We start from the raw sequence: 24847 nt of genomic DNA, 5'->3' as shown, positions 1-24847 counted from the left end.
CGACCACGAGGGCCGCGTCCCAACCGACCACACCTCTCGCCGGCAATCCGGCAGCGCCTCGGCCAGCTGCTTTCGCGTCTGCGCCGAGCGTGCCCAAGCCAGTGTCCTTAGGCAGTGCAGCAGCCCAGGAACCAGGTTTCTTCATCGTGCCCAAAAGTACCACCCGCGAACAGCTGGAGGCCTCCCTGTTCACCCTGCGTGACCCGGCGGTGATGGGCAAATTCAAGCTGCTCAACCCTAACCTGCGCGACGTCAAAGCGGGCTCGATGATCGTGCTGAGCGACCCCAGCAACTACCAGTGCACCCGTGAAGAAGCCTTGCTCATGGATGTGGCAGCCAAGACCAACCAGATCATTGAAACGCTTAGCCCGGAAGAAGCGGATTTCATGGTTCAACACCGTGATGTCATCCAGGCCTTCCTGACCTATGGCTCGAACGCTATTGGCGTTGGCGCGAGTATCTTCAAGAACAACCTGGATAACGTAGGCAATGCCTTGAGGGATATTGAAGCGTTGCAACAGAATACGCTGCAGAGAGATGGGCACCTGCGCTCGCCAGCATTCTTTGCAGAGCGCCAGCGTCTGCTCGCACAACTGAACAGCCATATGAAGGCACTGACCCGCAAGGGCATTGGATTCCCTGACCATATCAACTTGAAAAAAAAGTTGGGTATTTCCAGCCAAAGCCTGGTCCACCACTGGACCAATGCCAGTCCCGGGGGGCAAATACCGGGTCATGCCACCCATCTTGAAGGTGTGGCGAAGGCTTCTAAATACGTCAAATACGGAGGTTGGGTAGGGACTGCCGTCGGCGGAGGAGCCTCTGCCATGAAGGTGCAGGATGTGTGTAAGGCGGGAAATACCGAGGCGTGTGAACGGGTTAGATTTACTGAGACAGGAAGCTTTGTTGCTGGTATCGGCGGTGGAATGGGTGCTGGCTGGATATTAAGTGCCCCTGTTGTCGGTGCGCTCTGCATTGGGTTGGGGGTGCCTACAGGCGGGATAGGGACGTTGGCATGCAGTATCGTTGTGCTTGGCGTTGGCTCTTATGCGGGTGGTGCATTGGGTGGCCAGCTAGGTGAAATGGCTGGTGAGGTAATTTATGAGGCGATGAAATGACTACCGCAGGACTGGTTGTTGGTAGCTTGAGTTGCATCGTGATCGCTAGCCTGTTCATTTGTATTGCACTTGCTCTTTATTTGGGATATGCCCAAGGTGAAGAAATGACTAAGCATTTCAAAAATAGTTCATCAAGCATAACTAGCGCTACGCACAGACACTCAGGGCCTTACGGTAAAATGCAGTTAGTAGGAGGGATCTCTTTTGTTGTGACATTTCCTCGATTTTTTTTGAAGCATGGAGTTCTTGATGCCGAAGATATTCGAAACTTCCCTTTGCACCTTAGACAAAAGCTTATAGCGCTGCAATGGAGCTTTATAGGGGTCTTCATCTCTATGGCGTTACTAGTCTATATAGGGTGGTCAGGAATGCTTTATTGACAAAAAAGTGGCGACCTAAAAGGGGGGTGAATTATTATTCTGTTTTCGAATGGAAATAAATCTGTCCCCTTTGTTGAATGCCAGTCCCGGGGGGCAAATACCGGGTCATGCCACCCATCTTGAAGGTGTGGCGAAGGCTTCTAAATACGTCAAATACGGAGGTTTGGTAGGGACTGCCGTCGGCGGAGGAGCCTCTGCCATGAAGGTGCAGGATGTGTGTAAGGCGGGAAATACCGAGGCTTGCGAGCGAGTCAGGTTTACTGAAACAGGGGCCTTTGCCGGGGGGATCGGCGGTGGTGTAGCTGCAGGCGCGATATTGTCGGCCCCCGTTGTCGGTGCGCTCTGCATTGGGTTGGGGGTGCCTACAGGCGGGCTAGGTACATTGGCATGCAGTATCGTCGTGGTTGGCATCGGTTCTTATGCCGGCGGCGTATATGGCGGAAAGGGCGGTGAGATAATTGGGGGAGGTTATATACGAGTATGCGAGATGACGACGGCCGAATTAATCGTAGGTGGTTTGTGTGGGGTGGTGCTCCTTGGTATCTATGTTTGGATTGGGATTGCACTATACCTTGGGTACACAAAGGGTGAAGAGTTATCGAAGTATTTCAAAAACAGTTCGTCGCTGATTACTGTCGATACGCACAAGCATACAGGCCCTTTTGGGAAGCTGCAGTTGGTCGGCGGCATTGCCAGTGTTGTCACCTTTCCTCGTTTTTTTATAAATCGTGGCATCGCGAGTGCTGCAGATATAGAGGGCTTTCCACCTCCAATTAGGCGCAAATTAATTATTTTGCAATGGAGTGTAATAGGGTTGCTCGCCACTTTGGTTTTCCTGGTTTCATTATGGGAGTCAGGAGTGCTGAAGTGATGTGATTGTGGGTGTATGTCGTGTGATGTCGGTAGCTGGCTGGCTTAAGGCTAGCCAGTTCCGAGAACCAAACTGCAAGCTCAAAACTTAGGTTTATTGATTTGTACTGGCAAGAGGACGCTTGGCTGTAGGGTTTGCCCTCGGGGAGACGGATGAAAAAAACTGGCGAAATAATCTTCAACGGGGGAACTCGGGGGAGGTTGTTTGTACTGGCTGCCATAATGGGCATGATGACTATGCCTAATTTATATCTTTGCGATGGTGGAGCCAACGCTAAGGACCTGCAAAACTTTCCTAGACGCCTCAGACGAAAACTAATTGTGTTGCATTGGGGTGGGGTAGTTTTTATTGTTCTATTGCTTGGGTTTTTCGCAGTCGCCGCACTTGGCCTCGTTTAGCGGTGTTCGGAATATAGTTGTAGAGTAGTTCCCAGGCGCACGACAGAAAAGGTAGTAGTAAAAGGGGGGAAGGTTTATTCTCTTTAAAATAAATCTGTCCTATTTTTTAAGCATGCGAACGAATCAGGTTCACGGAAACGGGAAGTTTTGCTGGGGGGTCGCTGGTGGTGCCATGGCAGGTGCAATATTAACTACTTCTGCAGTTGGCGGGGTTTGCATTGGGCAGGGTGTAGCGAAAGCTGGTGTCGGTCTGCTGGCGTGCAGTGTCTAGCGGTTGGCATTGGTTCTTTTGCAGGCAGCACGCTTGGTGAGATGGGTGGCAAAATAATTGGCGAACTTGTTTATGAGAATTTGAAATGACTACTGCGGAACTGGTTGTCGGCAGTTCGTGTGGAATTGTGCTCATCAGCATGTTTGTCTGGCTCGCGGTTGCGCTATATCTTGGCTATACAAAAACAGATGTGTTGCTGAATTCTTTCAAAAACAGTTCTTCAGCCATAACCATTTCCACACGCATATATAAGGGGCCTTGGGGAAAGCTGCAGCTAGTGGGTTCAGCATGCAGCGTCGTTACATTCCCCAGCTTTTTTGTAAAACACGGTATCGCCGGTGCTGGAGATATAGAAAGCTTTCCCGTTTCACTCAGGCGCAAGCTAATCGTGCTCATGTGGAGTGCTGTAGGACTATTTACTTCCTTAGCGTTACTCGTGGCGTTGTGGAAATCAGGAGTACTCAAGTGATTTTTGACTGTGGACTTATGTTGTGTGTGGTCGGTAGCTGGCTGGCTTAAGGCTAGCCAGTTTCGAGAACTAAACTGCAAGCTCAGAAATATTGGCATGTTGATTTGTAGTGGTAAGAGGATGCTTGGCTGTAGGGTCTACCCTCGGCAGACGGGTGACAAAAACTGGTGAAATAATCTATGAGATCCTGAAATGAGCGTGAGTGTCGCGCACAAATCGCAGGCAAGGTGTGTGCCTCAGCGATTCGTTCCTCTTCTAGGGACTGTTTCGGCCAATGACGCACATTCAGCCGCTGGTCATGCGGGAGGGGGGCAACCCTAGCGTTTCGTATATTGGTGGCTGCAAATCGGCCTGATCACCCCTTATAGCGCTGGTCGTCGTCCGGGACTTTGTAGGTGGTCGCACGTGGTCAGGTGTTCGTCGCTGGCATCAGGAATGGTGTCGATGCGCTCGCGTGGCTCGATCAGCTCTTTGCGCAGGAGGCATAACGATGCGAGTTCACACGTATGTGATCGCCACGGACGCGGGTTCCGCGCCAAATTACGATCCGCCGGCTGTTACGCTGGCTGTCTGTAAGCCGGGCATCCGCAAGAAGGCGAAGGTCGGCGATCTCGTGCTTGCTTTTGCAGGCGCGGTAGTGAATCCCACCTCCCGCCACAGCGTCGTCTGGGCCGGCATCGTCTCTGAGGTACTGACCTTCACCGAATACTGGAACGACCGCCGTTTCACCTCAAAGAAACCTGACTGTACCGATGTCCCCGACAATTTCTATAAGCCTACCAGCAACAACGGTTTCGCTTGGCAACCCAACCCCGTTCACGGGCCTGAGGCTCAAGTTCGCGACACTGGTGGACTGAACGTCCTCGTGTTTGATCATGCTTGGCGCTTCGGCGCCTTCGGTCCCCTTCTGCCAGAGGACTTTGGTCTGCGCATGATCGACAGCCGGCGCGGAGAGAGGGCTGCCGATCTCACCGACCCCGAGTGGCAGCGCCTCGAAATCTGGCTGAATGCCCAGCCGTTAGTCACCATTGAGTCTACCGGTGATCGCAAGTCGAACCACAGTTGCTCGACTTGCGCGCTGCCGGTGTCACCGCAGCCCGCCACTCCAACACGACGGCGATGCTGACAACCGGTAGCATCTACAGGAGGCTAAAAGGGACAAACTAAAAGAAGGCTAATAAGGGAAATATAATTAAAGTTGGATAGGGCGTGGCAATCACCGTCGGCCCTGCTACCGGATGCTCCCGTTGTAAGACTGCCCACCTTGATTCATTGAATATCTTTCAGATAATCCTTAAGCGCGATAAGGGGGGCATCAAGCTCCTCCATCACCCGAATCCCAGCAAATTCCCCCGCCAACCTCCCCAACTCCCGCCCCAACGGCTTACCCACACCCCCAACCGCCTCCAACGCCAACCCCACACACTCACCCACCTTCACCTGAATCCCCTCAACATCCCCCCGCCGCACCAGCAACTCAAACACATCCCTCTGGTAATCACCCATGATCAGGTCATCCCGCAAAATCGGGCTTGAATCTTCCGATTCGTAAGCCAGTTTCAGGGAGAAGAGGGCGACGGTTTCCAGGTGCAATTCCATGGGGGGAATCCTTGTGAAATGTTCCGGCGGTGCGGGTGGTGTGGAAGGGCAAGGGGCGAAAGCATCGCCAGCAGGCTGGCTCCCACAGGGTGTGTGGGGTGTCAGAGGCTTTATCGCGGGCGAAAAAAAAGGCCTTGCTAAGCAAGACCTTTCTTAATTTTGGTGCCCCGAGGGAGACTCGAACTCCCACTCCTTTCGAAAACGGATTTTGAATCCGCCGCGTCTACCAATTCCGCCATCAGGGCAATGGCCGCGGAGTATAGAGATGAGATAACCGCTGGTCAATCAGGTACATGGAGAATTTTTGATAATTCCGCTAGACTTCCCGGCCCTGCTAGACGAACCCCATCATGCGCGTTGCTGACTTTACCTTCGAGCTCCCTGATTCGCTGATCGCTCGCCACCCTTTGGCCGAGCGTCGCAACAGTCGCCTGTTGACCCTGGATGGGGTCAGCGGCGCCCTGGCACACCGTCAATTCACTGATTTGCTGGAGCATTTGCGTCCCGGCGACTTGATGGTGTTCAACAATACCCGGGTGATTCCGGCACGACTGTTTGGCCAGAAGGCTTCCGGCGGCAAGCTGGAAATCCTGGTGGAGCGGGTGCTCGACAGTCATCGCGTGCTGGCCCATGTGCGGTCCAGCAAATCACCGAAGCCGGGGTCGAAGATCCTGATCGACGGCGGTGGCGAGGCCGAGATGCTGGCGCGTCATGACGCGTTGTTCGAGCTGGGCTTCGCTGAGGAGGTGTTGCCGCTGCTCGAGCGTGTTGGGCACATGCCGCTGCCTCCTTATATAGACCGCCCGGACGAGGGCTCGGACCGTGAGCGTTACCAGACCGTGTACGCCCAGCGCCTGGGCGCGGTGGCGGCGCCGACGGCGGGGCTGCATTTCGATCAGCCGCTGATGGAGGCGATTGCCGCCAAGGGCATCGAGACCGCGTTCGTGACCCTGCATGTCGGCGCTGGCACTTTCCAGCCGGTGCGCGTGGAGAAGCTCGAAGACCACCACATGCACACTGAATGGCTGGAAGTCGGCCAGGACGTAGTGGATGCCGTTGCCGCGTGCCGCGCGCGCGGTGGCCGCGTAGTGGCGGTGGGCACTACCAGCGTGCGATCCCTGGAAAGTGCTGCGCGCGATGGCGTGCTCAAGCCGTTCAGCGGCGATACAGACATTTTCATTTACCCAGGCCGGCCGTTTCATGTGGTCGATGCCCTGGTCACCAACTTCCATTTGCCCGAATCCACGCTGTTGATGCTGGTTTCGGCGTTCGCCGGTTATCCCGAGACCATGGCCGCCTACAAGGCCGCCGTCGATAACGGATACCGCTTTTTCAGCTACGGTGATGCGATGTTCATCACTCGCAACCCTGCGCCGACCGCCCCTGAAGAATCGGGCCCAGAGGAAACTGTATGAGTCGCACCTGTCGTATGTCTTTCGAGCTGCTGGCCACTGATGGCAAGGCTCGTCGCGGTCGTTTGACCTTCCCGCGCGGTACCGTCGAGACCCCGGCCTTCATGCCGGTGGGCACGTACGGCACGGTCAAGGGCATGCTGCCACGGGATATCGAGGCGACCGGCGCTGAAATCATTCTGGGCAACACCTTCCACCTGTGGCTGCGCCCTGGCACGGAAGTGATCAAGAAGCACGGCGACCTGCACGATTTCATGCAGTGGAAAGGCCCGATTCTGACCGACTCCGGTGGTTTCCAGGTGTTCAGCCTGGGCGCTATGCGCAAGATCAAGGAGGAGGGCGTGACCTTCGCTTCCCCGGTCGACGGCGCCAAGGTGTTCATGGGCCCGGAAGAGTCGATGCAGGTCCAGCGTGACCTGGGCTCGGACATCGTGATGATTTTCGACGAATGCACGCCGTACCCGGCTGATGAAGACGTCGCCCGTATTTCCATGGAATTGTCCCTGCGTTGGGCCCAGCGCTCGAAAAACGCCCATGGCGAGAACACGGCGGCGCTGTTCGGTATCGTCCAGGGCGGCATGCACCAGGACCTGCGCATGCGCTCCCTGGAAGGCCTGGACAAGATCGGCTTCGACGGTCTGGCCATCGGCGGTCTGTCGGTGGGCGAGCCCAAGCACGAGATGATCAAGGTGCTGGATTACCTGCCGGGCATGATGCCGGCTGACAAACCTCGTTACCTTATGGGCGTTGGCAAACCGGAAGATCTCGTGGAGGGTGTGCGCCGCGGTGTGGACATGTTCGATTGCGTGATGCCAACCCGTAATGCCCGCAATGGGCATCTGTTCATCGATACCGGCGTGCTGAAGATCCGAAACGCGTTCCATCGCCATGATGATTCGCCGCTCGATCCGACCTGCGATTGCTATACCTGCCAGAACTTCTCCCGCGCTTACCTGCATCACCTGGACAAGTGCGGCGAAATGCTGGGAAGCATGCTCAATACCATCCATAACTTGCGTCATTATCAAGTGCTTATGGCTGGTTTGCGCGAGGCTATTCAACAGGGTACATTGGCCGCCTTTGTCGATGCCTTCTACGCCAAACGCGGGCTACCCGTGCCGCCTTTGGACTGAGTTTTCTGACCCCAAGATTCAACATTTGCAACTGGAGTGCTAAATGAGCTTTTTTATCTCTAATGCCATGGCTGACGCTGCTGCACCTGCTGCTGCCAGCCCAATGGGTGGCGGTTTTGAGTGGATTTTCCTGGTCGGCTTCCTGGTCATCTTCTACCTGATGATCTGGCGTCCACAGGCCAAGCGCGCCAAAGAGCAGAAGAACCTGCTGAGCAGCCTGCAAAAAGGTGACGAAGTTGTGACCACCGGCGGCATCGCTGGCAAGATCACCAAAGTGGCTGACGATTTCGTGGTTCTGGAAGTTTCCGACACCGTCGAAATGAAGTTCCAGAAAGGCGCCATCGCCGCCACGCTGCCAAAAGGCACGCTCAAAGCGATCTAAGTTTCAACTTCTACTCAATCGACGGGGCGCGCAAGGCGCCCCGCGTCATAAGCGGGCGGCGTGATGCTGAACAAATACCCTCTGTGGAAATACATTCTGATCCTGGCGGTGCTGGCGGTCGGTCTGATTTATTCCGCTCCCAATCTTTATCCTGATGACCCGGCCATTCAGGTCAGCGGTGCAAGCACTGCGCTGCAGGTCAATCAGGCTGATCTGGATCGTGTGAGCGCAGCGCTCAAGGAATCCGGGATCAACGTCAAGGCTGCCACGCTGGCGGCGGGCGGCAAGGGCGGTCTGATTCGCCTGACCAAGGCTGAAGACCAGTTGCCGGCCAAGGACGTGGTGCGCAAGGCGTTGGGTGATGACTACGTCGTTGCACTGAACCTGGCGCAAACCACCCCGCAATGGCTGCGCAGCCTGGGCGCGCACCCGATGAAGCTGGGTCTGGACTTGTCCGGTGGTGTGCACTTCCTGCTCGAAGTGGACATGGACAAGGCCCTCGACGCACGCTTGAAAGTGTACGAAGGCGATGTGAAGAGCCTGTTGCGTAAAGAGAAACTGCGCTATCGCAGCCTGCCGCAACTCAACGGCGCCATTCAGCTGGGCTTCTCCGATGAAGACAGCCGTGAACAGGCCCGCGCTCTGATCCGCAAGAATTTCAACGATTTCGACATTGTTCCGGCCGACCTCAACGGTCAACCGGTGCTGCGTCTGGCGATGACCCCGGCCAAGCTGGCGGAAATCCGCGAATACTCCATCAAGCAGAACTTGACCACGGTACGTAACCGCGTCAACGAGCTGGGTGTTGCCGAACCGATCGTCCAGCGTCAGGGCGCCAACCGCATCGTGGTTGAGCTGCCGGGCGTGCAGGACACCGCGGAAGCCAAGCGTATCCTCGGCAAGACGGCCAACCTCGAGTTCCGACTGGCGGCTGAGCCGGGTGCTTCGAAAGCCACTTCCGAATCCTTTGAGTTCCGTGAAGGCAACCGTCCGCCAGCACAGATCGAGCGTGGCCTGATCATCACCGGTGACCAGGTAACTGACGCCAAGGCTGGTTTCGGCGAGCACGGCACGCCAGAAGTGAACATCCGCCTGGATGGCCACGGTGGCGAGCTGATGAGCCGCGCGACCCGTTCGAACGTCGGTCGCAGCATGGCGGTGATCTTCATCGAGCAGCGTCCGGTCACCACTTACACCAAGCAAGTGGTTGATGGCGTCGAGAAAGACGTAGCGGTTCAGACGTTTAAAGAAGAGAAGAAGATCATCAGCCTGGCGACCATCCAGTCGCCGCTTGGTGCTCAATTCCGCATCACCGGCCTGAACGGCCAGGGCGAGTCGTCCGAGCTGGCGCTGTTGCTGCGTGCCGGTGGCCTGGCCGCTCCGATGTACTTCGCTGAAGAACGTACCATCGGCCCGAGCCTGGGTGCGGACAACATCACCAAGGGTATCGATGCATCGCTGTGGGGCATGCTGTTCGTCTCGCTGTTCATCATCGCCATCTACCGCTTCTTCGGCATCATCGCCACCGTCGCACTGGCGGTGAACATGGTAATGCTGCTGGCCCTGATGTCGCTGCTGGGGGCAACGCTGACCCTGCCGGGCATCGCCGGTATTGTGTTGACCATGGGTATGGCGGTCGACGCCAACGTGCTGATCTTCTCGCGGATTCGTGAAGAGATTGCTGCGGGCATGACCGTGCAGCGCGCAATCAACGAAGGCTTCGGCCGGGCATTCACCGCGATTCTCGACGCCAACCTGACAACACTGTTGGTCGGCGGGATTCTCTTTGCCATGGGCACCGGCCCGGTCAAGGGCTTCGCAGTGACCATGTCCCTCGGGATCTTTACCTCGATGTTCACGGCCATCATGGTGACCCGCGCGATGGTCAACCTGATCTTCGGCGGACGTGACTTCAAGAAGTTGTGGATTTAAGGGGCTGCCATGTTACGTACAATCAACTTCATGGGCGTCCGCAACTTTGCGTTCGGCGTCACATTGTTCCTTACCGTGCTGGCCTTGTTCAGCGTCGCCACCAAGGGCATGAACTGGGGCCTGGACTTCACCGGCGGTACGCTCATCGAGCTGACCTACGAGCGTCCGGCCGACGTCACCCAGGTGCGTGAGCAACTGGTCAAATCGGGTTATCACGAAGCCATCGTGCAGAACTTCGGTGCCACCACCGATCTGCTGGTGCGCATGCCTGGCGAAGACCCGCAACTGGGTCACCAGGTGGCCGAGGCCTTGCAGAAGGTAGGCGGCGAAAACCCGGCAACCGTTAAGCGCGTCGAGTTCGTCGGCCCGCAGGTAGGTGAAGAGCTGCGCGACCAGGGCGGCCTCGGCATGCTGATGGCGCTGGGCGGCATCCTGATCTACCTGGCTTTCCGCTTCCAGTGGAAGTTCGCGGTCGGTGCGATCGTGTCCCTGATCCACGACGTGATCGTGACCATCGGTATCCTGTCGTTCTTCCAGATCACCTTCGACCTGACGGTGCTGGCGGCGGTACTGGCGATCATCGGTTACTCGCTCAACGACACCATCGTGGTATTCGACCGGGTTCGTGAGAACTTCCGGGTACTGCGCAAGGCCAGCCTGATCGAGAACATCAACATCTCGACCACGCAAACCCTGCTGCGCACCATGGCCACTTCGATCTCCACCTTGCTGGCGATCGCGGCCCTGCTGTTCTTCGGTGGCGACAACCTGTTCGGCTTCTCCATCGCCCTGTTCATCGGGGTGCTGGCGGGTACTTATTCGTCGATCTACATCGCCAACGTGGTGCTGATCTGGCTGAACCTGAGTTCCGAGGATCTGATTCCTGCGGCCAACACCGAGAAGGAAATCGACGACCGTCCTTGAAGGGCATTTCCTTCAGCGATGTAGTCCAAAAAAGGCGCGAGTTGAACTCGCGCCTTTTTTTATGCTCCAAGGCTGGGAGAAGCGCGGACAAGTGCCGCATGTGATGGTCAGGAGGTTCATGTGAACAAGTCGATGCTGGTTGGTGCGGTATTGGGTGCTGTCGGTGTAACTGCCGGAGGCGCTGTGGCCACCTACAGCCTGGTTAAAGATAACGGTCCCGAGTACGCGCAAGTACTCGCCGTTGAGCCGGTCAAGACACAAATCAAGACTCCACGTGAAGTGTGCAAGGATGTAGCTGTGACCCGGCAGGCGCCGGTGAAAGATCAACACCAGATCGCCGGTACCGTGGTGGGTGCACTGGCGGGCGGTCTGTTGGGTAACCAGATCGGCGGCGGCACCGGCAAGAAGATTGCCACGGTTGCAGGCGCTGTCGGTGGTGGTTACGCCGGTAACAAGGTTCAGGAGGGCATGCAGGAGCGTGACACCTACACCACGACCCAGACCCGTTGTAATACGGTGAATGACATCAGCGACAAGGTCGTGGGTTACGACGTGCGTTATTCGCTGGATGGCAAGGAAGGCAAGGTGCGGATGGATCGTGATCCGGGGAATCAGATTCCTGTGGATAAGGAAGGCAAGTTGGTTCTGTCGGAGAATCAGCAGAGTCAATGATCTGCTGGTAACGAGTTAAAAAAAGCACCCTTCGGGGTGCTTTTTTTGTGCCCACAGTTTAAGCATCCCCACCAATCCCCTGTGGGAGCGGGCTTGCTCGCGAAAGCGGTCCGTCATTCAAAATCTGTTGGCTGACCCGCCGCCTTCGCGAGCAAGCTCGCTCCTACAGTGGGGTTGTGGTGTTTTTGGGGGTGAATTACGGGCATAAAAAAAGCACCCCGAAGGGTGCTTTTTTCTGTCGCCGCAAGCTTAGCGCTTCAGCGAGGCCGGCAGGTGCGGCTGGATGGCCGTCAGCACTGCCTTGAAGCACTTGGTGTTACCGGCAACGACGTGGCCTTTTTCAAGGAAGTCGTGGCCGCCGGTGAAGTCGCTCACCAGACCGCCTGCTTCCTGGATCAGCAGGGCGCCAGCAGCCATGTCCCACTCGGACAGGCCCGACTCCCAGAAGGCGTCGAAACGGCCGGCAGCCACGTAGGCCAGGTCCAGGCTCGCCGAACCTGCGCGGCGGATGCCGGCGGTCTGGCCGACCAGGGCGCGGAACATGCCCAGGTAGTTGTCGAGGTTGTCCATCTGGTCGTCACGGAACGGGAAGCCGGTACCCAGCAGGGCGCCGTCCAGGCTGGTGCGACCGCTGACGCGCAGGCGACGGCCGTTCAGTTGAGCGCCGCGACCACGGCTGGCGGTGAATTCTTCCTGGCGAACCGGGTCCAGGACCACGGCGTGTTCCAGGCGACCACGGTATTTGCAGGCGATGCTGACAGCGAAGTGAGGAATGCCGCGCAGGAAGTTGGTGGTGCCGTCCAGCGGATCGATGATCCACAGGTACTCTTCGCCTTCGATGCCGCTGCCGGCGTGCAGGCCGGTCTCTTCACCCAGGATCGAGTGATTCGGGTACGCCTTGCGCAGTGCGTCGATGATTTTCTGTTCGGCGGCGCGGTCCACCTCGGATACATAATCCTTGGCGTCTTTTTCGTCGACCTTGATGGTATCCAGGCGCTCGATGGAGCGGAAGATCAATTCACTGGCGCTGCGGGCGGCGCGCAGCGCGATATTCAGCATGGGCTGCATGGATGTGTCACCTAAGGTTGTTAAAGAAAGCCGGGCATTCTATCAGAAAGTTTCTACAGGAGAAGGACGACGTTCGCTTTCATGGCTTAACGGTAGCTACAGCTGTAAGATTCGGCTCCCGATTATCGTGTTCGAGAGCGCCTCCCTTGCTGCAAAACATTCGTATCGTCCTGGTCAACACCAGTCATCCGGGCAATATCGGCGGGGCTGCGCGTGCCATGAAGAACATGGGCCTGTCGCGCCTGGTGCTGGTTGAACCGCGCCTGTTCCCGCACCACGAGGCCGATGCCCGCGCTTCCGGTGCCGGTGACATCCTTGAAAACGCGCAAGTCGTCGCCACCTTGGAAGATGCCCTGGTCGGTTGCAACCTGGTGCTCGGCACCAGCGCCCGCGACCGGCGCATTCCCTGGCCACTGCTCGATCCGCGGGAATGCGGCACGAAGGTGGTCGAGGAAGCCGGGCAGGGCGCCGAGATCGCCCTGGTGTTCGGTCGTGAAGATTCCGGCCTGACCAACGAAGAGCTGCAGCGATGTCATTATCACGTGCACATCCCATCAGACCCTGAGTTCAGCTCGCTGAACCTTGGGGCAGCGGTGCAGGTGTTGAGTTATGAAGTGCGCATGTCCTTTTTGGCAGCCCAAGGTCAGCCGACCAAGGTCGAGAAGGAAGAAGTGGCATCGGTCAAAAGCGCTGAGCTGGCGACCATGGATGAACTGGAGCGATTCTATGAGCACCTGGAGCAAACCCTGGTGGCCATCGAATTCCTCGATCCGGAAAAACCACGGCACTTGATGGCGCGCCTGCGCCGGTTGTACGGACGCAGCTCGGTCAGCCGGGCGGAAATGAATATTTTGCGTGGCATCCTCACGGAAACCCAGAAAGCGGCCCGTGGTGAGCTTCTTAAGCGGAAGGATTAAAGATGTTTGAGCGTTTGCGTGAAGATATCCAGAGCGTATTCCATCGAGACCCGGCGGCGCGTAACGCTTTTGAAGTCCTGACTTGCTATCCCGGTATGCATGCCATCTGGATTCACCGTCTGTCGGCCATGCTGTGGCGCGCAGACCTGAAATGGCTGGCGCGGCTGGTGTCGAACTTCGGTCGCTGGCTGACCGGGATCGAGATTCATCCGGGGGCCAAGGTCGGTCGGCGTTTCTTCATTGACCATGGCATGGGCATTGTCATCGGTGAAACCGCCGAGATCGGCGATGATGTGACCATTTATCAGGGCGTGACCCTGGGTGGTACCAGCTGGAATAAAGGCAAGCGCCACCCGACGCTGGGTGATGGCGTGGTGGTGGGTGCCGGCGCCAAGGTGCTGGGGCCGTTCACGGTGGGTGCGGGTGCCAAGGTCGGATCCAACGCCGTGGTGACCAAGGAAGTGCCGCCGGGCGCCACTGTGGTGGGGATTCCGGGACGGATCATCGTCAAGCCCGACCAGGAGCTGGACGCCAAGCGCAAGGCCATGGCCGAGAAGATCGGCTTCGATGCCTACGGTGTGACCGAAGACATGCCGGACCCGGTGGCTCGCGCCATCAACCAGCTGCTTGACCACCTGCAGGCGGTCGATGGGCGCCTGGAGGGGATGTGCGGGGCGTTGAAGGATCTGGGCAGCAATTACTGTGCGAAAGATCTGCCTGAGCTGCGCGAAGAAGATTTCGCCTGTGTGAAGGACAAGGATCAGAGTCAGGCCAGCTAGACCGCGTCGACCCCTTCGCGAGCAAGCCCGCTCCCACATTTGAAATGCATTCCAATGTGGGAGCGGGCTTGCTCGCGAAGAACGATAACGCGCAATTGCTGGCTGTTCACCCCCAGCCTTTGCTATGATGCGGCCGCTCTTTTGCGGGTAAACCTGACTAAAGTACTAGGTCTTATAGTTGACTTAAATACTCGGGAATTGCATACTCGCCTCATTCCGAACTCCGTGGTAATTGTCCATGCGACTGACTACAAAAGGCCGATACGCCGTGACCGCCATGCTCGACCTGGCGTTGCACGCGCAGCACGGGCCCGTGTCCCTGGCCGATATCTCCGAGCGCCAAGGCATCTCCCTGTCCTACCTTGAGCAGCTGTTCGCCAAATTACGCCGCAGCAATCTGGTGTCCAGCGTTCGCGGTCCAGGCGGCGGCTACCAGCTGTCTCGCGACATGCAGGGTATCCAGGTCGCCCAGGTGATCGATGCGGTGAACGAATCGGTCGATGCGACCAAATGCCAGGGCCAGGGTGATTGCCATCAAGGCGACACCTGTCTGACCCACCACTTGTGGTGCGATCTGAGCCTGCAGATTCACGAATTTCTGAGCGGTATCAGCTTGGCTGACCTTGTGACTCGCCGTGAGGTGCAAGAAGTAGCCCAGCGTCAGGATCAACGCCGTTGCAACAGCAAGGCGCCACGCCTGGACAAGATTGAAGCGTCCGCCGTCGAATGACAGCCAGAGAGCTAGCGGCACGCCAGCCAGCCTGATTTAGGAGATAGTCCATGAAATTGCCGATTTACCTTGATTACTCAGCGACTACCCCGGTTGATCCGCGTGTCGCGCAAAAGATGAGTGAATGCCTGCTGGTCGACGGAAACTTCGGTAACCCGGCGTCCCGTTCCCACGTGTTTGGCTGGAAAGCCGAAGAGTCCGTCGAAAACGCTCGTCGTCAGGTGGCCGACCTGGTCAATGCCGACCCGCGCGAAATCGTCTGGACCTCCGGTGCCACCGAATCCGACAACCTGGCAATCAAGGGTGCGGCACATTTCTATGCCACCAAAGGCAAGCACCTGATCACCACCAAGATTGAGCACAAGGCTGTCCTCGACACCATGCGCCAACTGGAGCGTGAAGGTTTCGAAGTGACCTACATCGAGCCTCGCACTGATGGCCTGGTTACCCCAGAGATGATCGAAGCCGAGCTGCGTGACGACACCATCCTGGTTTCGGTCATGCACGTGAACAACGAAATCGGCACCGTCAACGACATCGCCGCGATCGGTGAACTGCTGCGTTCCAAGGGCATCCTGTTCCACGTCGACGCCGCCCAGTCCACTGGTAAGGTCGAGATCGACCTGCAGAAACTGAAAGTCGACATGATGTCGTTCTCCGCCCACAAGACCTACGGTCCTAAAGGCATCGGCGCCCTCTACGTCAGCCGCAAGCCGCGCGTACGTATCGAAGCGACCATGCACGGCGGCGGTCACGAGCGCGGCATGCGTTCGGGCACCCTGGCGACCCACCAGATCGTCGGCATGGGCGAAGCGTTCCGTGTGGCCAAGGAAGACATGGCTGCCGAAAACGTGCGCATCAAGGCCTTGAGCGACCGTTTCTACAAGCAGGTCGAGCACCTGGAAGAGCTGTACGTCAACGGCAGCCTGACCGCCCGCGTTCCGCACAACCTGAACCTGAGCTTCAACTACGTTGAAGGCGAGTCGCTGATCATGGCGCTCAAGGACCTGGCGGTTTCGTCCGGTTCGGCCTGCACCTCGGCTTCCCTGGAGCCTTCGTACGTACTGCGCGCCCTGGGCCGCAACGACGAACTGGCACACAGCTCGATCCGCTTCACCTTCGGCCGTTTCACCACCGAAGAAGAAATCGATTACGCCGCGCAGAAGGTTTGCGAGGCCGTTACCAAGCTGCGCGCTCTGTCGCCGCTGTGGGACATGTACAAAGACGGCGTCGATATCTCGAAGATCGAGTGGGCGGCACACTAAATATAGAAGCCGCCAGATACAGCTCCTGTAGCGACGCGGCGACTGACGCAGCGCAGCTACAGGGTCTCAAGAGCGGCCCTGATGAGTGAGGATTGAGAATCATGGCTTACAGCGAAAAGGTCATCGACCACTACGAAAACCCGCGTAACGTCGGCAAGATGAATGCCGAAGATCCGGATGTCGGCACCGGCATGGTCGGCGCCCCGGCTTGCGGCGACGTGATGCGCCTGCAGATCAAGGTCAACGAAGCCGGCATCATCGAAGATGCCAAGTTCAAGACCTACGGCTGCGGTTCGGCCATCGCTTCCAGCTCCCTCGCCACCGAGTGGATGAAGGGCAAGACCCTGGACGAAGCGGAAACCATCAAGAACACCCAGCTGGCTGAAGAGCTGGCCCTGCCGCCAGTGAAAATCCACTGCTCCGTGCTCGCCGAAGACGCCATCAAGGCCGCCGTTCGCGATTACAAGCAGAAGAAAGGCTTGATCTGACTTTCAGTTTTTGGCGACGAGTAAGGAGTCACCGATGGCTATCAGCATGACAGAAGCGGCTGCTCGACACGTGCGGCGCTCCCTCGACGGGCGCGGCAAGGGTGAAGGGATCCGCCTGGGTGTTCGCACCACAGGCTGTTCCGGCCTTGCCTACGTGCTGGAGTTTGTCGACGAGGTGGTTGCAGAGGATCAGGTGTTCGAGAGTCACGGCGAGAAAGTGATCATCGACCCGAAGAGCCTGGCCTACCTGGACGGCACCGAGCTCGATTTCGTCAAGGAAGGGTTGAACGAAGGCTTCAAGTTCAACAACCCCAACGTGCGCGGTGAATGTGGCTGCGGCGAAAGCTTCAACATCTGAGGCTTGTCGTGGGTACTCCTTGTCATTTCGCTTTATTCGAGCTGCAACCGAGTTTCAACCTGGATCTCGACCAGCTGGCTACGCGCTACCGTGAGTTGGCGCGCAGTGTTCATCCGGACCGCTTTGCCGACGCTTCCGAGCGGGAGCAGCGGCTGGCGCTGGAGCAATCCGCGAGCCTCAACGAGGCCTACCAGACGCTCAAGAGCCCACCCAAGCGCGCGCGTTACCTGCTCGCCTTGAATGGTGGCGAGCTGCCGCTGGAGGTCACGGTGCATGATCCGGAATTTCTGCTGCAACAGATGGAGTTGCGCGAAGAGCTCGAAGACCTGCAAGACAGCGCCGACCTCGATGGCGTCGCCGTCTTCAAGCGCCGCCTCAAGGCTGCCCAGGATGAACTGAACCAAAGCTTCGCAGCTTGCTGGGACGATGCCGCGCACCGCGAACAGGCCGAACGCCTGATGCGGCGCATGCAGTTCCTCGACAAGCTCACCTACGAAGTGCGCCAGCTGGAAGAGCGCCTCGACGATTAACCCAGTGCCGCTCCGGTCGCACGCCTGATATACAGATAAGTCCTGATAACGATGGCCCTACTGCAGATCGCCGAACCCGGCCAAAGTCCTCAACCGCACCAGCGTCGTCTGGCTGTGGGGATCGACTTGGGCACTACCAATTCGCTGGTCGCTGCATTGCGCAGTGGTCTTTCCGAGCCCCTGGCCGACGCGCAAGGGCAGGTTATCCTGCCGTCCGCCGTGCGTTACCACGCCGATCGCGTCGAAGTTGGCGAATCCGCCAAGCTGGCGGCCGCCACCGATCCCCTGAACACCGTGCTGTCGGTCAAGCGCTTGATGGGTCGTGGTCTGTCCGACGTCAAGCAGCTGGGTGACCAGCTGCCGTACCGCTTTGTCGGTGGCGAGTCGCACATGCCGTTCATCGACACCATCCAGGGCCCGAAAAGCCCGGTGGAAGTGTCCGCCGATATCCTCAAGGTCCTGCGTCAGCGCGCTGAAGCGACCTTGGGCGGTGAGCTGGTCGGCGCGGTGATCACCGTTCCGGCCTATTTCGACGACGCCCAGCGCCAAGCTACCAAGGACGCGGCCAAGCTGGCCGGTCTGAACGTGTTGCGTTTGCTCAATGAGCCGACCGCAGCGGCGGTGGCCTACGGTCTGGACCAGCATGCCGAAGGCCTGGTGGCGATTTATGACCTGGGCGGCGGCACCTTCGATATCTCTATTCTGCGCCTGACCGGCGGTGTCTTCGAAGTCCTGGCTACCGGCGGCGACAGCGCCCTGGGCGGCGATGACTTCGACCACGCGATCGCTGGCTGGATCATCGAGAGCGCCGGCCTGTCCGCCGATCTCGATCCGGGCGCGCAGCGTCAACTGCTGCAAACCGCCTGCGCGGCCAAAGAAGCGCTGACCAATGCCCCGTCGGTCGAAGTGGTTCACGGCGACTGGAAAGCCGAGCTGACCCGCGAAGCCTTCGATGCCCTGATCGAGCCGATGGTCGCACGCAGCCTGAAAGCCTGCCGCCGTGCGGTACGTGATTCCGGTGTCGAGCTGGAAGACGTGCATGCGGTGGTCATGGTTGGCGGTTCAACCCGTGTGCCGCGTGTTCGCGAAGCCGTGGCTGAAGCCTTCGGTCGTCAGCCCCTGACTGAAATCGACCCGGATCAAGTGGTGGCCATCGGTGCCGCGATCCAGGCCGATACCCTGGCCGGCAACAAGCGCGATGGCGACGAACTGTTGTTGCTGGACGTGATTCCGTTGTCCCTGGGCCTGGAAACCATGGGCGGCCTGATGGAGAAGGTGATTCCACGCAACACCACCATTCCCGTCGCTCGCGCTCAGGACTTCACCACTTACAAAGACGGCCAGTCGGCCATGGCGATCCACGTGTTGCAGGGCGAGCGCGAGCTGATCAGCGACTGCCGCTCCCTGGCGCGCTTCGAATTGCGCGGTATTCCGGCGATGGTGGCGGGTGCGGCTAAGATTCGCGTGACCTTCCAGGTCGATGCCGATGGTTTGCTCAGTGTTTCCGCCCGCGAACTGGGTTCGGGCGTGGAAGCCAGCATCCAGGTCAAGCCGTCCTACGGCCTGACCGACGGCGAAATCGCCAAGATGCTCAAGGATTCGTTCCAGCACGCCAACGACGACAAGGTTGCCCGCGTACTGCGTGAGCAGCAGGTCGACGCCCAGCGCCTGATCGAAGCGGTGCAGGCGGCTCTTGAGGCTGATGGCGAGCGTTTGCTCGACGCCGACGAGCGCCTGGTCATCGACTTGCAGGTGCAGGAACTGACCGAACTGATGAAAGGTACCGATGGTTTCGCCATCGAGCAGCAGACCAAGCGTCTGTCGCAAGTGACCGACGCCTTTGCTGCCCGCCGCCTGGACTCGACGGTGAAAGCCGCGCTGGCGGGGCGCAACCTGAATGAGATTGAGGAATAACGATGCCGCAGGTCATTTTTCTGCCACACGAAAAGTTTTGCCCGGATGGCATGGTCGTGGAGGCTGAGCCAGGTATTTCCATCCTCGAACTGGCTCATGAACACCATATCGAGATGGAAAGTGCCTGCGGCGGCGTCTGCGCCTGCACCACTTGTCACTGCCTGATTCGCGAGGGTTTTGACTCGCTGGAAGAAGCTGACGAGCTGGAAGAGGACTATCTTGATCGGGCCTGGGGGCTTGAGCCTGTGTCCCGCCTGGGCTGCCAGGCCAAGGTCGGCACCGAAGACCTGACCGTTGAAATTCCGAAGTACTCGCTCAACCACGCAGCCGAAGCGCCGCACTGATTCAAGGAATTGTCATGAGTCTCAAGTGGACTGATGTGCTGGAAATCGCGATCCAGCTGGCTGAAAGCAAGCCTGAGGTCGACCCTATGTCGGTCAACTTCGTCGATCTGCGTAAATGGGTGATGGAATTGCCCGAATTCGACGACAAGCCTGAGCATTGTGGCGAGAAGATCCTGGAGGCCATTCAGGCCCACTGGATCGAAGAACGCGAGTAGGAGCTGACTCGCGAAGCGAGGCTGCGATCTTTCCGGTGCCACTTGAATCTCAAGCGAAAGGCCAGGATCAAAGGATCGCAGCCTTCGGCAGCTCCTACAGAGCGGGCGACCTGTACACAGTTAGGCAATACCCAAGAACCCGCGTATAATTCGCGGGTTTAATTTTTCGCAAATTACCGTTTCTGGAGTTACACCATGGCTGTTCAACGTACTTTCTCCATCATCAAGCCTGACGCAGTTGCTAAAAACGTGATCGGCAAGATCACCACTCGCTTCGAAGACGCTGGCCTGCGCGTTGTAGCTTCGAAACTGAAGCAACTGTCCAAAGCCGAAGCCGAAGGCTTCTACGCTGAGCACAGCGAGCGCGGTTTCTTCGGCGACCTGGTTGCCTTCATGACCTCCGGTCCGGTTGTTGTTCAGGTTCTGGAAGGCGAAAACGCTATCGCTCGCAACCGTGAGCTGATGGGCGCTACCAACCCTAAAGAAGCAGCTGCCGGCACCATCCGTGCTGACTTCGCTGAATCGATCGACGCCAACGCTGTACACGGTTCGGACTCCGAAGCCGCTGCCGCTCGCGAAATCGCATACTTCTTCGCAGCTACTGAAGTAACCACTCGCTAAGCATTGGCTTAAGAGTGAAGGTGAATCCATGACTACATCGACTGTAAAAACCAACCTGCTGGGTCTGACTCAACAGGAAATGGAAAAATTCTTCGACTCAATCGGGGAGAAGCGTTTCCGTGCCGGTCAGGTAATGAAATGGATTCACCACTTTGGCGTCGATGATTTCGACGCCATGACGAACGTCAGCAAGGCCTTGCGCGAAAAGCTCAAGGCTGTTGCTGAGGTCCGTGGTCCGGAAGTGGTCAGCGAGGACATCTCCAGCGACGGCACCCGTAAATGGGTGGTGCGCGTGGCGTCCGGCAGCTGCGTCGAGACCGTGTATATTCCCCAGGGCAAACGCGGCACCTTGTGCGTTTCGTCCCAGGCAGGCTGTGCCCTGGATTGCAGTTTCTGCTCCACCGGCAAGCAAGGCTTCAACAGCAACCTCACCGCCGCCGAAGTCATCGGCCAGGTGTGGATTGCCAACAAATCCTTTGGCAGCGTCCCGGCAACCGTCGACCGTGCCATCACCAACGTGGTGATGATGGGCATGGGTGAGCCGCTGCTGAACTTCGACAACGTCGTCGCGGCCATGCACCTGATGATGGACGACCTGGGCTACGGCATCTCCAAGCGCCGTGTGACCCTGTCGACCTCCGGCGTGGTGCCGATGATCGATGAGCTGTCCAAGCACATCGACGTCTCCCTGGCGTTGTCCCTGCACGCACCGAATGACGCATTGCGTAACCAATTGGTGCCGATCAACAAGAAGTATCCGCTTAAGATGCTCCTCGAGTCGTGCCAGCGCTACATGTCGTCTTTGGGCGAAAAGCGCGTGCTGACCATCGAGTACACCTTGCTCAAGGACATCAACGACAAGGTCGAGCACGCGGTCGAGATGATCGAGTTGCTGAAAAACATCCCGTGCAAGATCAACCTGATCCCGTTCAACCCGTTCCCGCATTCCGGGTACGAGCGGCCGAGCAACAACGCCATTCGCCGGTTCCAGGATCAGCTTCATCATGCCGGTTTCAACGTCACTGTTCGCACCACCCGTGGTGAAGACATCGACGCGGCCTGTGGTCAATTGGTAGGGCAGGTGCTGGATCGCACCCGTCGCAGCGAACGTTATATCGCCGTGCGTGAACTCAACGCCGACAACGATATGGCGTCGAACGCTGCGAAGTAATCAAGAGAGGATCTCCATGTCCCTGCGCTTTGCGCTGCTTTTGCTACTGGCCAGCCTCTGTGCTGGCTGTGTGCTTTCGGGCGACTACAACCCGATGAAGACCAGCAAAGGCCGTGACGAGGCGCGCGATGCCTACGTGCAACTGGGCATTGGATATTTGCAACAAGGCATGACTGAGCGCGCCAAGGTGCCCTTGAAAAAGGCACTGGAACTGGACGCCGCCGACCCGGACGCCAATGCGGCGCTGGGGCTGGTATTCCAGGCCGAAATGGAGCCCGACCTGGCTGACCGGCATTTTCGCAAGGCGCTGTCTTCCCGCCCCACCGATGCGCGAATCCTCAACAACTACGGCAGTTTTCTCTTCGAGCAGAAACGTTACAAGGAAGCCTACGAGCGCTTCGAACAGGCCGCCGCCGATACCCTGTATCCTGAGCGTTCACGCGTGTTCGAGAACCTGGGCATGACGGCCTCGATGCTCGGCCAGCGCGAGTTGGCCCAGCAACAACTGGAAAAAGCCCTGCGCTTGAATCGACAACAGCCTCGTGCATTGCTGGAAATGGCTGAGTTGTCTTACGAAGACAGGCATTATGTGCCCGCGCGTGACTATTACGATCGTTTTAGCCTGCTTACCGAGCAAAATGCACGTAGTCTATTGCTCGGCATTCGCCTGGCCAAAGTGTTTGATGATCGCGACAAGGCCGCCAGTGCTGGCCTGCAATTAGAACGACTCTATCCCGGTACACCGGAATATCAGCAATACCTGTCGGAGCAATGATGAAAGCGGCGCATCCTGAAGTTGTAGCAGCGAATCGCGTTAACCCCGGTGAGACCTTGCGCCAGGCCCGCGAAAGCAATGGCTGGTCGCTGGCCGAAGTGGCCCTCAAGCTCAACCTGACCGTCAGCTCCCTGAGCAATCTGGAAGCCGGTGCTTTCGACAAGCTGCCGGGGCACACCTTTGCCCGCGGTTACATTCGCGCCTATGCCAAATTGCTCGGCATGGACCAGGCCGTCCTGGTCCAGCAGTTCGACCAGTCCACCGGTACCGATTCCAAGGGCAGCAACGTGCACAGCCTGGGCCGTATCGAAGAGCCGGTGCGTGTGTCCCATACCATCCTGCGCATTGTCAGCCTGTTGCTGCTGGTGGCCGTGGTGGGTGGCGGTTTTGCCTGGTGGCAGGACCAGACTTCGCAGCGCACCAAGGATGTGGTCAGCCTGACCCCGGAACACGTTGAAGTAGAAGGCGCCGACGGCACCACCCAGATTCATCCGCTGGACGAGCCGGAAGACCAGGCTGTCGCGGAAGGTCAGACGGATAATGCAACGGCCCTGGCGTTGCCACAGGCCGAAACCGCGACCCCGGCACCGGCTGAAACGCCAGCGCCTGTTGCGCCAGTTACTGCTCCGATCGTCGCCACACCTGCAACACCAGCGCCGGCTGCTCCTGTCGCTGCAGCACCGGCTGCTCCAGCTGTGCCAGCACCAACCGCTGCCGCTCCAGCGCCAGCAGCGCCTGCTGTTGCAGGCCAGGGCCAGGTGCAATTGCAGTTCACCGCTGATTGCTGGACCCAGGTGACCGACGGCGCCGGCAAGGTGCTGTTGAGCGGTCTGAAGCGTAAAGGCGATAGCGTTTCCGTCAGTGGCAAGCCGCCGTTTTCCGTACGCCTGGGCTACGCCCGTGGCGCTCAGGTCAGCTACAACGGCCAGGCGGTCAATGTCGCTCCGTTCACCAGTGGCGAGACTGCTCGCCTGAAGTTGGGTCAATAAGTCATGCACGGCGAATCTCCAATCAAACGTCGCGAATCACGCAAGATCTGGGTCGGTAACGTTCCTGTTGGCGGCGATGCGCCCATCGCTGTGCAAAGCATGACCAACAGCGACACCAACGACGTCGCTGCGACCGTTGCCCAGATCAACCGTCTGGAAGCCGCGGGCGTCGATATCGTGCGGGTGTCCGTGCCGGACATGGACGCCGCCGAGGCCTTCGGCAAGATCAAGCAGCTGGTCAAAGTACCTTTGGTTGCCGATATTCACTTCGACTACCGCATCGCGTTGCGCGTGGCCGAACTGGGCGTCGACTGCCTGCGGATCAATCCGGGCAACATCGGTCGCGAAGACCGCGTGCGCGCGGTGGTCGATGCCGCCCGCGATCGCGGGATCCCGATCCGTATCGGCGTGAACGCCGGCTCCCTGGAAAAAGACCTGCAGAAGAAATACGGCGAGCCGACCCCGGCCGCGCTGGTCGAATCGGCTCTGCGTCACGTCGAACACCTTGAACGCCTGAACTTCCAGGACTTCAAGGTCAGCGTGAAGGCCTCCGACGTGTTCATGGCCGTCGAAGCCTACCGCTTGCTGGCCAAGGAAATCGTCCAGCCGCTGCACCTGGGGATTACCGAAGCCGGTGGTTTGCGTTCAGGCACAGTGAAATCTGCCGTGGGCCTCGGTATGCTGCTCGCCGAAGGGATTGGCGATACCATTCGCATCTCGTTGGCGGCCGACCCGGTCGAGGAAGTGAAAGTCGGCTACGACATTCTCAAGTCCCTGCACCTGCGTTCCCGTGGCATCAACTTCATCGCCTGCCCGAGCTGCTCGCGGCAGAACTTCGATGTGGTGAAAACCATGAACGAGCTGGAAGGGCGCCTCGAAGACCTGCTGGTGCCGCTGGATGTCGCGGTCATCGGTTGCGTGGTCAACGGGCCGGGCGAAGCCAAGGAAGCCCATATCGGCTTGACAGGCGGCACGCCAAACCTGATTTACATCGACGGCAAGCCGTCGCAGAAACTGACGAATGACAATCTGGTGGATGAGCTTGAACGCTTGATCCGCCAGAAAGCGGCCGAGAAGGTCGAAGCTGACGCAGCGGTTATCGCGCGCGGCTGAGCCCGACTG

The 24847-nt window shown here is 58.4% G+C and carries 28 protein-coding genes and 1 tRNA gene; 26 read left to right on the top strand and 3 right to left on the bottom strand.

Annotated elements, in window-relative coordinates; translation table 11 throughout:
* The 5 genes from NPS56_RS25965 to NPS56_RS25940 all read left to right on the top strand — a co-directional run.
* Nucleotides 1–1118 (top strand): PAAR domain-containing protein (locus NPS56_RS25965; RefSeq protein ID WP_274077279.1); only part of this gene is annotated, 1118 nt, incomplete at its 5' end.
* The gene (locus NPS56_RS25960) at nucleotides 1115–1498 is read left to right on the top strand and encodes a hypothetical protein (RefSeq protein ID WP_274077278.1); all 384 of its coding nucleotides are present in this window, start codon (nucleotides 1115–1117) and stop codon (nucleotides 1496–1498) included. The genes NPS56_RS25965 and NPS56_RS25960, both read left to right, overlap by 4 nt.
* Nucleotides 1499–1697: 199 nt before the next feature.
* Complete coding sequence (locus NPS56_RS31425; RefSeq protein WP_406591656.1) at nucleotides 1698–2369, top strand: hypothetical protein; 672 nt, start codon at nucleotides 1698–1700, stop codon at nucleotides 2367–2369.
* 754 nt (nucleotides 2370–3123) lie between these two features.
* Nucleotides 3124–3507 (top strand): hypothetical protein, encoded by a 384-nt coding sequence (locus tag NPS56_RS25945; protein WP_274077276.1) that lies wholly within the window; start codon nucleotides 3124–3126, stop codon nucleotides 3505–3507.
* Nucleotides 3508–3997: 490 nt separating this feature from the next.
* Entirely contained in the window at nucleotides 3998–4633 is a 636-nt protein-coding gene (locus NPS56_RS25940) for a hypothetical protein (RefSeq protein ID WP_274077275.1), read from the top strand.
* A 143-nt stretch (nucleotides 4634–4776) separates the two neighbouring features.
* Here NPS56_RS25940 and NPS56_RS25935 read toward each other — a convergent pair whose 3' ends face one another.
* Both NPS56_RS25935 and NPS56_RS25930 read right to left on the bottom strand, forming a co-directional pair.
* A complete protein-coding gene (locus tag NPS56_RS25935; RefSeq protein ID WP_274077274.1) occupies nucleotides 4777–5106 on the bottom strand; it encodes a hypothetical protein in 330 nt (109 codons plus the stop codon).
* 160 nt (nucleotides 5107–5266) lie between these two features.
* Nucleotides 5267–5351: transfer RNA gene (locus tag NPS56_RS25930), tRNA-Leu, on the bottom strand.
* 105 nt (nucleotides 5352–5456) lie between these two features.
* Between NPS56_RS25930 and queA the strand changes: the two genes are divergently transcribed.
* The 6 genes from queA (at nucleotide 5457) to NPS56_RS25900 (ending at nucleotide 11561) form a co-directional block, all read left to right on the top strand.
* Nucleotides 5457–6521 carry a tRNA preQ1(34) S-adenosylmethionine ribosyltransferase-isomerase QueA gene (queA, locus tag NPS56_RS25925; protein WP_274077273.1) on the top strand — a complete coding sequence of 355 codons (1065 nt, stop codon included), beginning with the start codon at nucleotides 5457–5459 and terminating at the stop codon, nucleotides 6519–6521.
* Between the two features lie 14 nt (nucleotides 6522–6535).
* Nucleotides 6536–7651, top strand: a complete 1116-nt coding sequence (gene tgt / locus NPS56_RS25920; protein ID WP_274077280.1) for a tRNA guanosine(34) transglycosylase Tgt — start codon at nucleotides 6536–6538, stop codon at nucleotides 7649–7651.
* 43 nt (nucleotides 7652–7694) lie between these two features.
* On the top strand, nucleotides 7695–8033 hold the full coding sequence (gene yajC, locus NPS56_RS25915) for a preprotein translocase subunit YajC (RefSeq protein WP_016773317.1): 339 nt from the start codon (nucleotides 7695–7697) through the stop codon (nucleotides 8031–8033).
* Between the two features lie 63 nt (nucleotides 8034–8096).
* A complete protein-coding gene (gene secD, locus NPS56_RS25910; RefSeq protein WP_274077272.1) occupies nucleotides 8097–9965 on the top strand; it encodes a protein translocase subunit SecD in 1869 nt (622 codons plus the stop codon).
* Between the two features lie 9 nt (nucleotides 9966–9974).
* Nucleotides 9975–10889: a protein translocase subunit SecF gene (gene secF, locus NPS56_RS25905; protein ID WP_274077271.1), complete on the top strand. Its 915-nt coding sequence runs from the start codon at nucleotides 9975–9977 to the stop codon at nucleotides 10887–10889.
* A 120-nt stretch (nucleotides 10890–11009) separates the two neighbouring features.
* On the top strand, nucleotides 11010–11561 hold the full coding sequence (locus tag NPS56_RS25900; protein WP_274077270.1) for a glycine zipper 2TM domain-containing protein: 552 nt from the start codon (nucleotides 11010–11012) through the stop codon (nucleotides 11559–11561).
* A gap of 249 nt (nucleotides 11562–11810) precedes the next feature.
* Here NPS56_RS25900 and suhB read toward each other — a convergent pair whose 3' ends face one another.
* Nucleotides 11811–12629 carry an inositol-phosphate phosphatase gene (gene suhB, locus NPS56_RS25895; protein WP_034150845.1) on the bottom strand — a complete coding sequence of 273 codons (819 nt, stop codon included), beginning with the start codon at nucleotides 12627–12629 and terminating at the stop codon, nucleotides 11811–11813.
* A gap of 146 nt (nucleotides 12630–12775) precedes the next feature.
* On the opposite strand from suhB, the gene trmJ reads away from it, so the two are divergent.
* From trmJ to ispG, 15 genes are all read left to right on the top strand, one after another.
* Nucleotides 12776–13546, top strand: coding sequence for a tRNA (cytosine(32)/uridine(32)-2'-O)-methyltransferase TrmJ (gene trmJ / locus NPS56_RS25890; protein ID WP_274077269.1), 771 nt, complete (start codon nucleotides 12776–12778; stop codon nucleotides 13544–13546).
* Nucleotides 13547–13548: 2 nt separating this feature from the next.
* A complete protein-coding gene (gene cysE, locus NPS56_RS25885) occupies nucleotides 13549–14325 on the top strand; it encodes a serine O-acetyltransferase (RefSeq protein ID WP_046820397.1) in 777 nt (258 codons plus the stop codon).
* Nucleotides 14326–14563: 238 nt separating this feature from the next.
* Nucleotides 14564–15055: a Fe-S cluster assembly transcriptional regulator IscR gene (gene iscR, locus NPS56_RS25880; protein WP_007903581.1), complete on the top strand. Its 492-nt coding sequence runs from the start codon at nucleotides 14564–14566 to the stop codon at nucleotides 15053–15055.
* 50 nt (nucleotides 15056–15105) lie between these two features.
* Nucleotides 15106–16320 carry an IscS subfamily cysteine desulfurase gene (locus NPS56_RS25875; protein ID WP_034150842.1) on the top strand — a complete coding sequence of 405 codons (1215 nt, stop codon included), beginning with the start codon at nucleotides 15106–15108 and terminating at the stop codon, nucleotides 16318–16320.
* Nucleotides 16321–16421: 101 nt separating this feature from the next.
* Complete coding sequence (iscU, locus tag NPS56_RS25870; RefSeq protein ID WP_046820395.1) at nucleotides 16422–16808, top strand: Fe-S cluster assembly scaffold IscU; 387 nt, start codon at nucleotides 16422–16424, stop codon at nucleotides 16806–16808.
* Between the two features lie 34 nt (nucleotides 16809–16842).
* Nucleotides 16843–17166, top strand: coding sequence for an iron-sulfur cluster assembly protein IscA (gene iscA, locus NPS56_RS25865; protein WP_003227904.1), 324 nt, complete (start codon nucleotides 16843–16845; stop codon nucleotides 17164–17166).
* 8 nt (nucleotides 17167–17174) lie between these two features.
* Nucleotides 17175–17696, top strand: coding sequence for a co-chaperone HscB (hscB, locus tag NPS56_RS25860; protein ID WP_274077268.1), 522 nt, complete (start codon nucleotides 17175–17177; stop codon nucleotides 17694–17696).
* A 51-nt stretch (nucleotides 17697–17747) separates the two neighbouring features.
* A complete protein-coding gene (gene hscA, locus NPS56_RS25855; RefSeq protein ID WP_274077267.1) occupies nucleotides 17748–19610 on the top strand; it encodes a Fe-S protein assembly chaperone HscA in 1863 nt (620 codons plus the stop codon).
* A gap of 2 nt (nucleotides 19611–19612) precedes the next feature.
* Complete coding sequence (gene fdx, locus NPS56_RS25850) at nucleotides 19613–19954, top strand: ISC system 2Fe-2S type ferredoxin (protein WP_274077266.1); 342 nt, start codon at nucleotides 19613–19615, stop codon at nucleotides 19952–19954.
* 14 nt (nucleotides 19955–19968) lie between these two features.
* Nucleotides 19969–20169, top strand: a complete 201-nt coding sequence (iscX, locus tag NPS56_RS25845) for a Fe-S cluster assembly protein IscX (protein WP_274077265.1) — start codon at nucleotides 19969–19971, stop codon at nucleotides 20167–20169.
* 195 nt (nucleotides 20170–20364) lie between these two features.
* Entirely contained in the window at nucleotides 20365–20790 is a 426-nt protein-coding gene (gene ndk, locus NPS56_RS25840) for a nucleoside-diphosphate kinase (RefSeq protein ID WP_024014216.1), read from the top strand.
* Nucleotides 20791–20818: 28 nt separating this feature from the next.
* Complete coding sequence (rlmN, locus tag NPS56_RS25835) at nucleotides 20819–21961, top strand: 23S rRNA (adenine(2503)-C(2))-methyltransferase RlmN (RefSeq protein ID WP_274077264.1); 1143 nt, start codon at nucleotides 20819–20821, stop codon at nucleotides 21959–21961.
* Nucleotides 21962–21977: 16 nt separating this feature from the next.
* A complete protein-coding gene (gene pilW / locus NPS56_RS25830) occupies nucleotides 21978–22736 on the top strand; it encodes a type IV pilus biogenesis/stability protein PilW (protein ID WP_274077263.1) in 759 nt (252 codons plus the stop codon).
* Entirely contained in the window at nucleotides 22736–23725 is a 990-nt protein-coding gene (locus NPS56_RS25825) for a RodZ domain-containing protein (protein WP_274077262.1), read from the top strand. Before pilW ends, NPS56_RS25825 begins: the two co-directional genes overlap by 1 nt.
* 3 nt (nucleotides 23726–23728) lie before the next feature.
* Complete coding sequence (gene ispG / locus NPS56_RS25820) at nucleotides 23729–24838, top strand: flavodoxin-dependent (E)-4-hydroxy-3-methylbut-2-enyl-diphosphate synthase (RefSeq protein ID WP_003185136.1); 1110 nt, start codon at nucleotides 23729–23731, stop codon at nucleotides 24836–24838.
* Nucleotides 24839–24847: the final 9 nt, after the last annotated feature.

The organism is Pseudomonas putida (assembly GCF_028682635.1).
GTDB classification, from domain to species: domain Bacteria; phylum Pseudomonadota; class Gammaproteobacteria; order Pseudomonadales; family Pseudomonadaceae; genus Aquipseudomonas; species Aquipseudomonas putida_AE.
The sequence above is the reverse complement of the archived record's forward strand: the minus strand, read 5'-3'. Positions and strand labels throughout refer to the sequence as shown.

Coding starts and splice junctions, on each gene's coding strand:
- NPS56_RS25935 (WP_274077274.1), bottom strand. CDS start 5,106: ATGGAATTGCACCTGGAAACCGTCGCCCTCTTCTCCCTGAAACTGGCT.
- iscR (WP_007903581.1), top strand. CDS start 14,564: ATGCGACTGACTACAAAAGGCCGATACGCCGTGACCGCCATGCTCGAC.
- secF (WP_274077271.1), top strand. CDS start 9,975: ATGTTACGTACAATCAACTTCATGGGCGTCCGCAACTTTGCGTTCGGC.
- queA (WP_274077273.1), top strand. CDS start 5,457: ATGCGCGTTGCTGACTTTACCTTCGAGCTCCCTGATTCGCTGATCGCT.
- cysE (WP_046820397.1), top strand. CDS start 13,549: ATGTTTGAGCGTTTGCGTGAAGATATCCAGAGCGTATTCCATCGAGAC.
- suhB (WP_034150845.1), bottom strand. CDS start 12,629: ATGCAGCCCATGCTGAATATCGCGCTGCGCGCCGCCCGCAGCGCCAGT.
- yajC (WP_016773317.1), top strand. CDS start 7,695: ATGAGCTTTTTTATCTCTAATGCCATGGCTGACGCTGCTGCACCTGCT.
- pilW (WP_274077263.1), top strand. CDS start 21,978: ATGTCCCTGCGCTTTGCGCTGCTTTTGCTACTGGCCAGCCTCTGTGCT.
- iscX (WP_274077265.1), top strand. CDS start 19,969: ATGAGTCTCAAGTGGACTGATGTGCTGGAAATCGCGATCCAGCTGGCT.
- NPS56_RS25945 (WP_274077276.1), top strand. CDS start 3,124: ATGACTACTGCGGAACTGGTTGTCGGCAGTTCGTGTGGAATTGTGCTC.
- NPS56_RS25875 (WP_034150842.1), top strand. CDS start 15,106: ATGAAATTGCCGATTTACCTTGATTACTCAGCGACTACCCCGGTTGAT.
- rlmN (WP_274077264.1), top strand. CDS start 20,819: ATGACTACATCGACTGTAAAAACCAACCTGCTGGGTCTGACTCAACAG.
- fdx (WP_274077266.1), top strand. CDS start 19,613: ATGCCGCAGGTCATTTTTCTGCCACACGAAAAGTTTTGCCCGGATGGC.
- iscU (WP_046820395.1), top strand. CDS start 16,422: ATGGCTTACAGCGAAAAGGTCATCGACCACTACGAAAACCCGCGTAAC.
- tgt (WP_274077280.1), top strand. CDS start 6,536: ATGTCTTTCGAGCTGCTGGCCACTGATGGCAAGGCTCGTCGCGGTCGT.
- NPS56_RS25825 (WP_274077262.1), top strand. CDS start 22,736: ATGAAAGCGGCGCATCCTGAAGTTGTAGCAGCGAATCGCGTTAACCCC.
- secD (WP_274077272.1), top strand. CDS start 8,097: ATGCTGAACAAATACCCTCTGTGGAAATACATTCTGATCCTGGCGGTG.
- iscA (WP_003227904.1), top strand. CDS start 16,843: ATGGCTATCAGCATGACAGAAGCGGCTGCTCGACACGTGCGGCGCTCC.
- NPS56_RS25940 (WP_274077275.1), top strand. CDS start 3,998: ATGCGAGTTCACACGTATGTGATCGCCACGGACGCGGGTTCCGCGCCA.
- ispG (WP_003185136.1), top strand. CDS start 23,729: ATGCACGGCGAATCTCCAATCAAACGTCGCGAATCACGCAAGATCTGG.
- NPS56_RS31425 (WP_406591656.1), top strand. CDS start 1,698: ATGAAGGTGCAGGATGTGTGTAAGGCGGGAAATACCGAGGCTTGCGAG.
- hscA (WP_274077267.1), top strand. CDS start 17,748: ATGGCCCTACTGCAGATCGCCGAACCCGGCCAAAGTCCTCAACCGCAC.
- NPS56_RS25960 (WP_274077278.1), top strand. CDS start 1,115: ATGACTACCGCAGGACTGGTTGTTGGTAGCTTGAGTTGCATCGTGATC.
- ndk (WP_024014216.1), top strand. CDS start 20,365: ATGGCTGTTCAACGTACTTTCTCCATCATCAAGCCTGACGCAGTTGCT.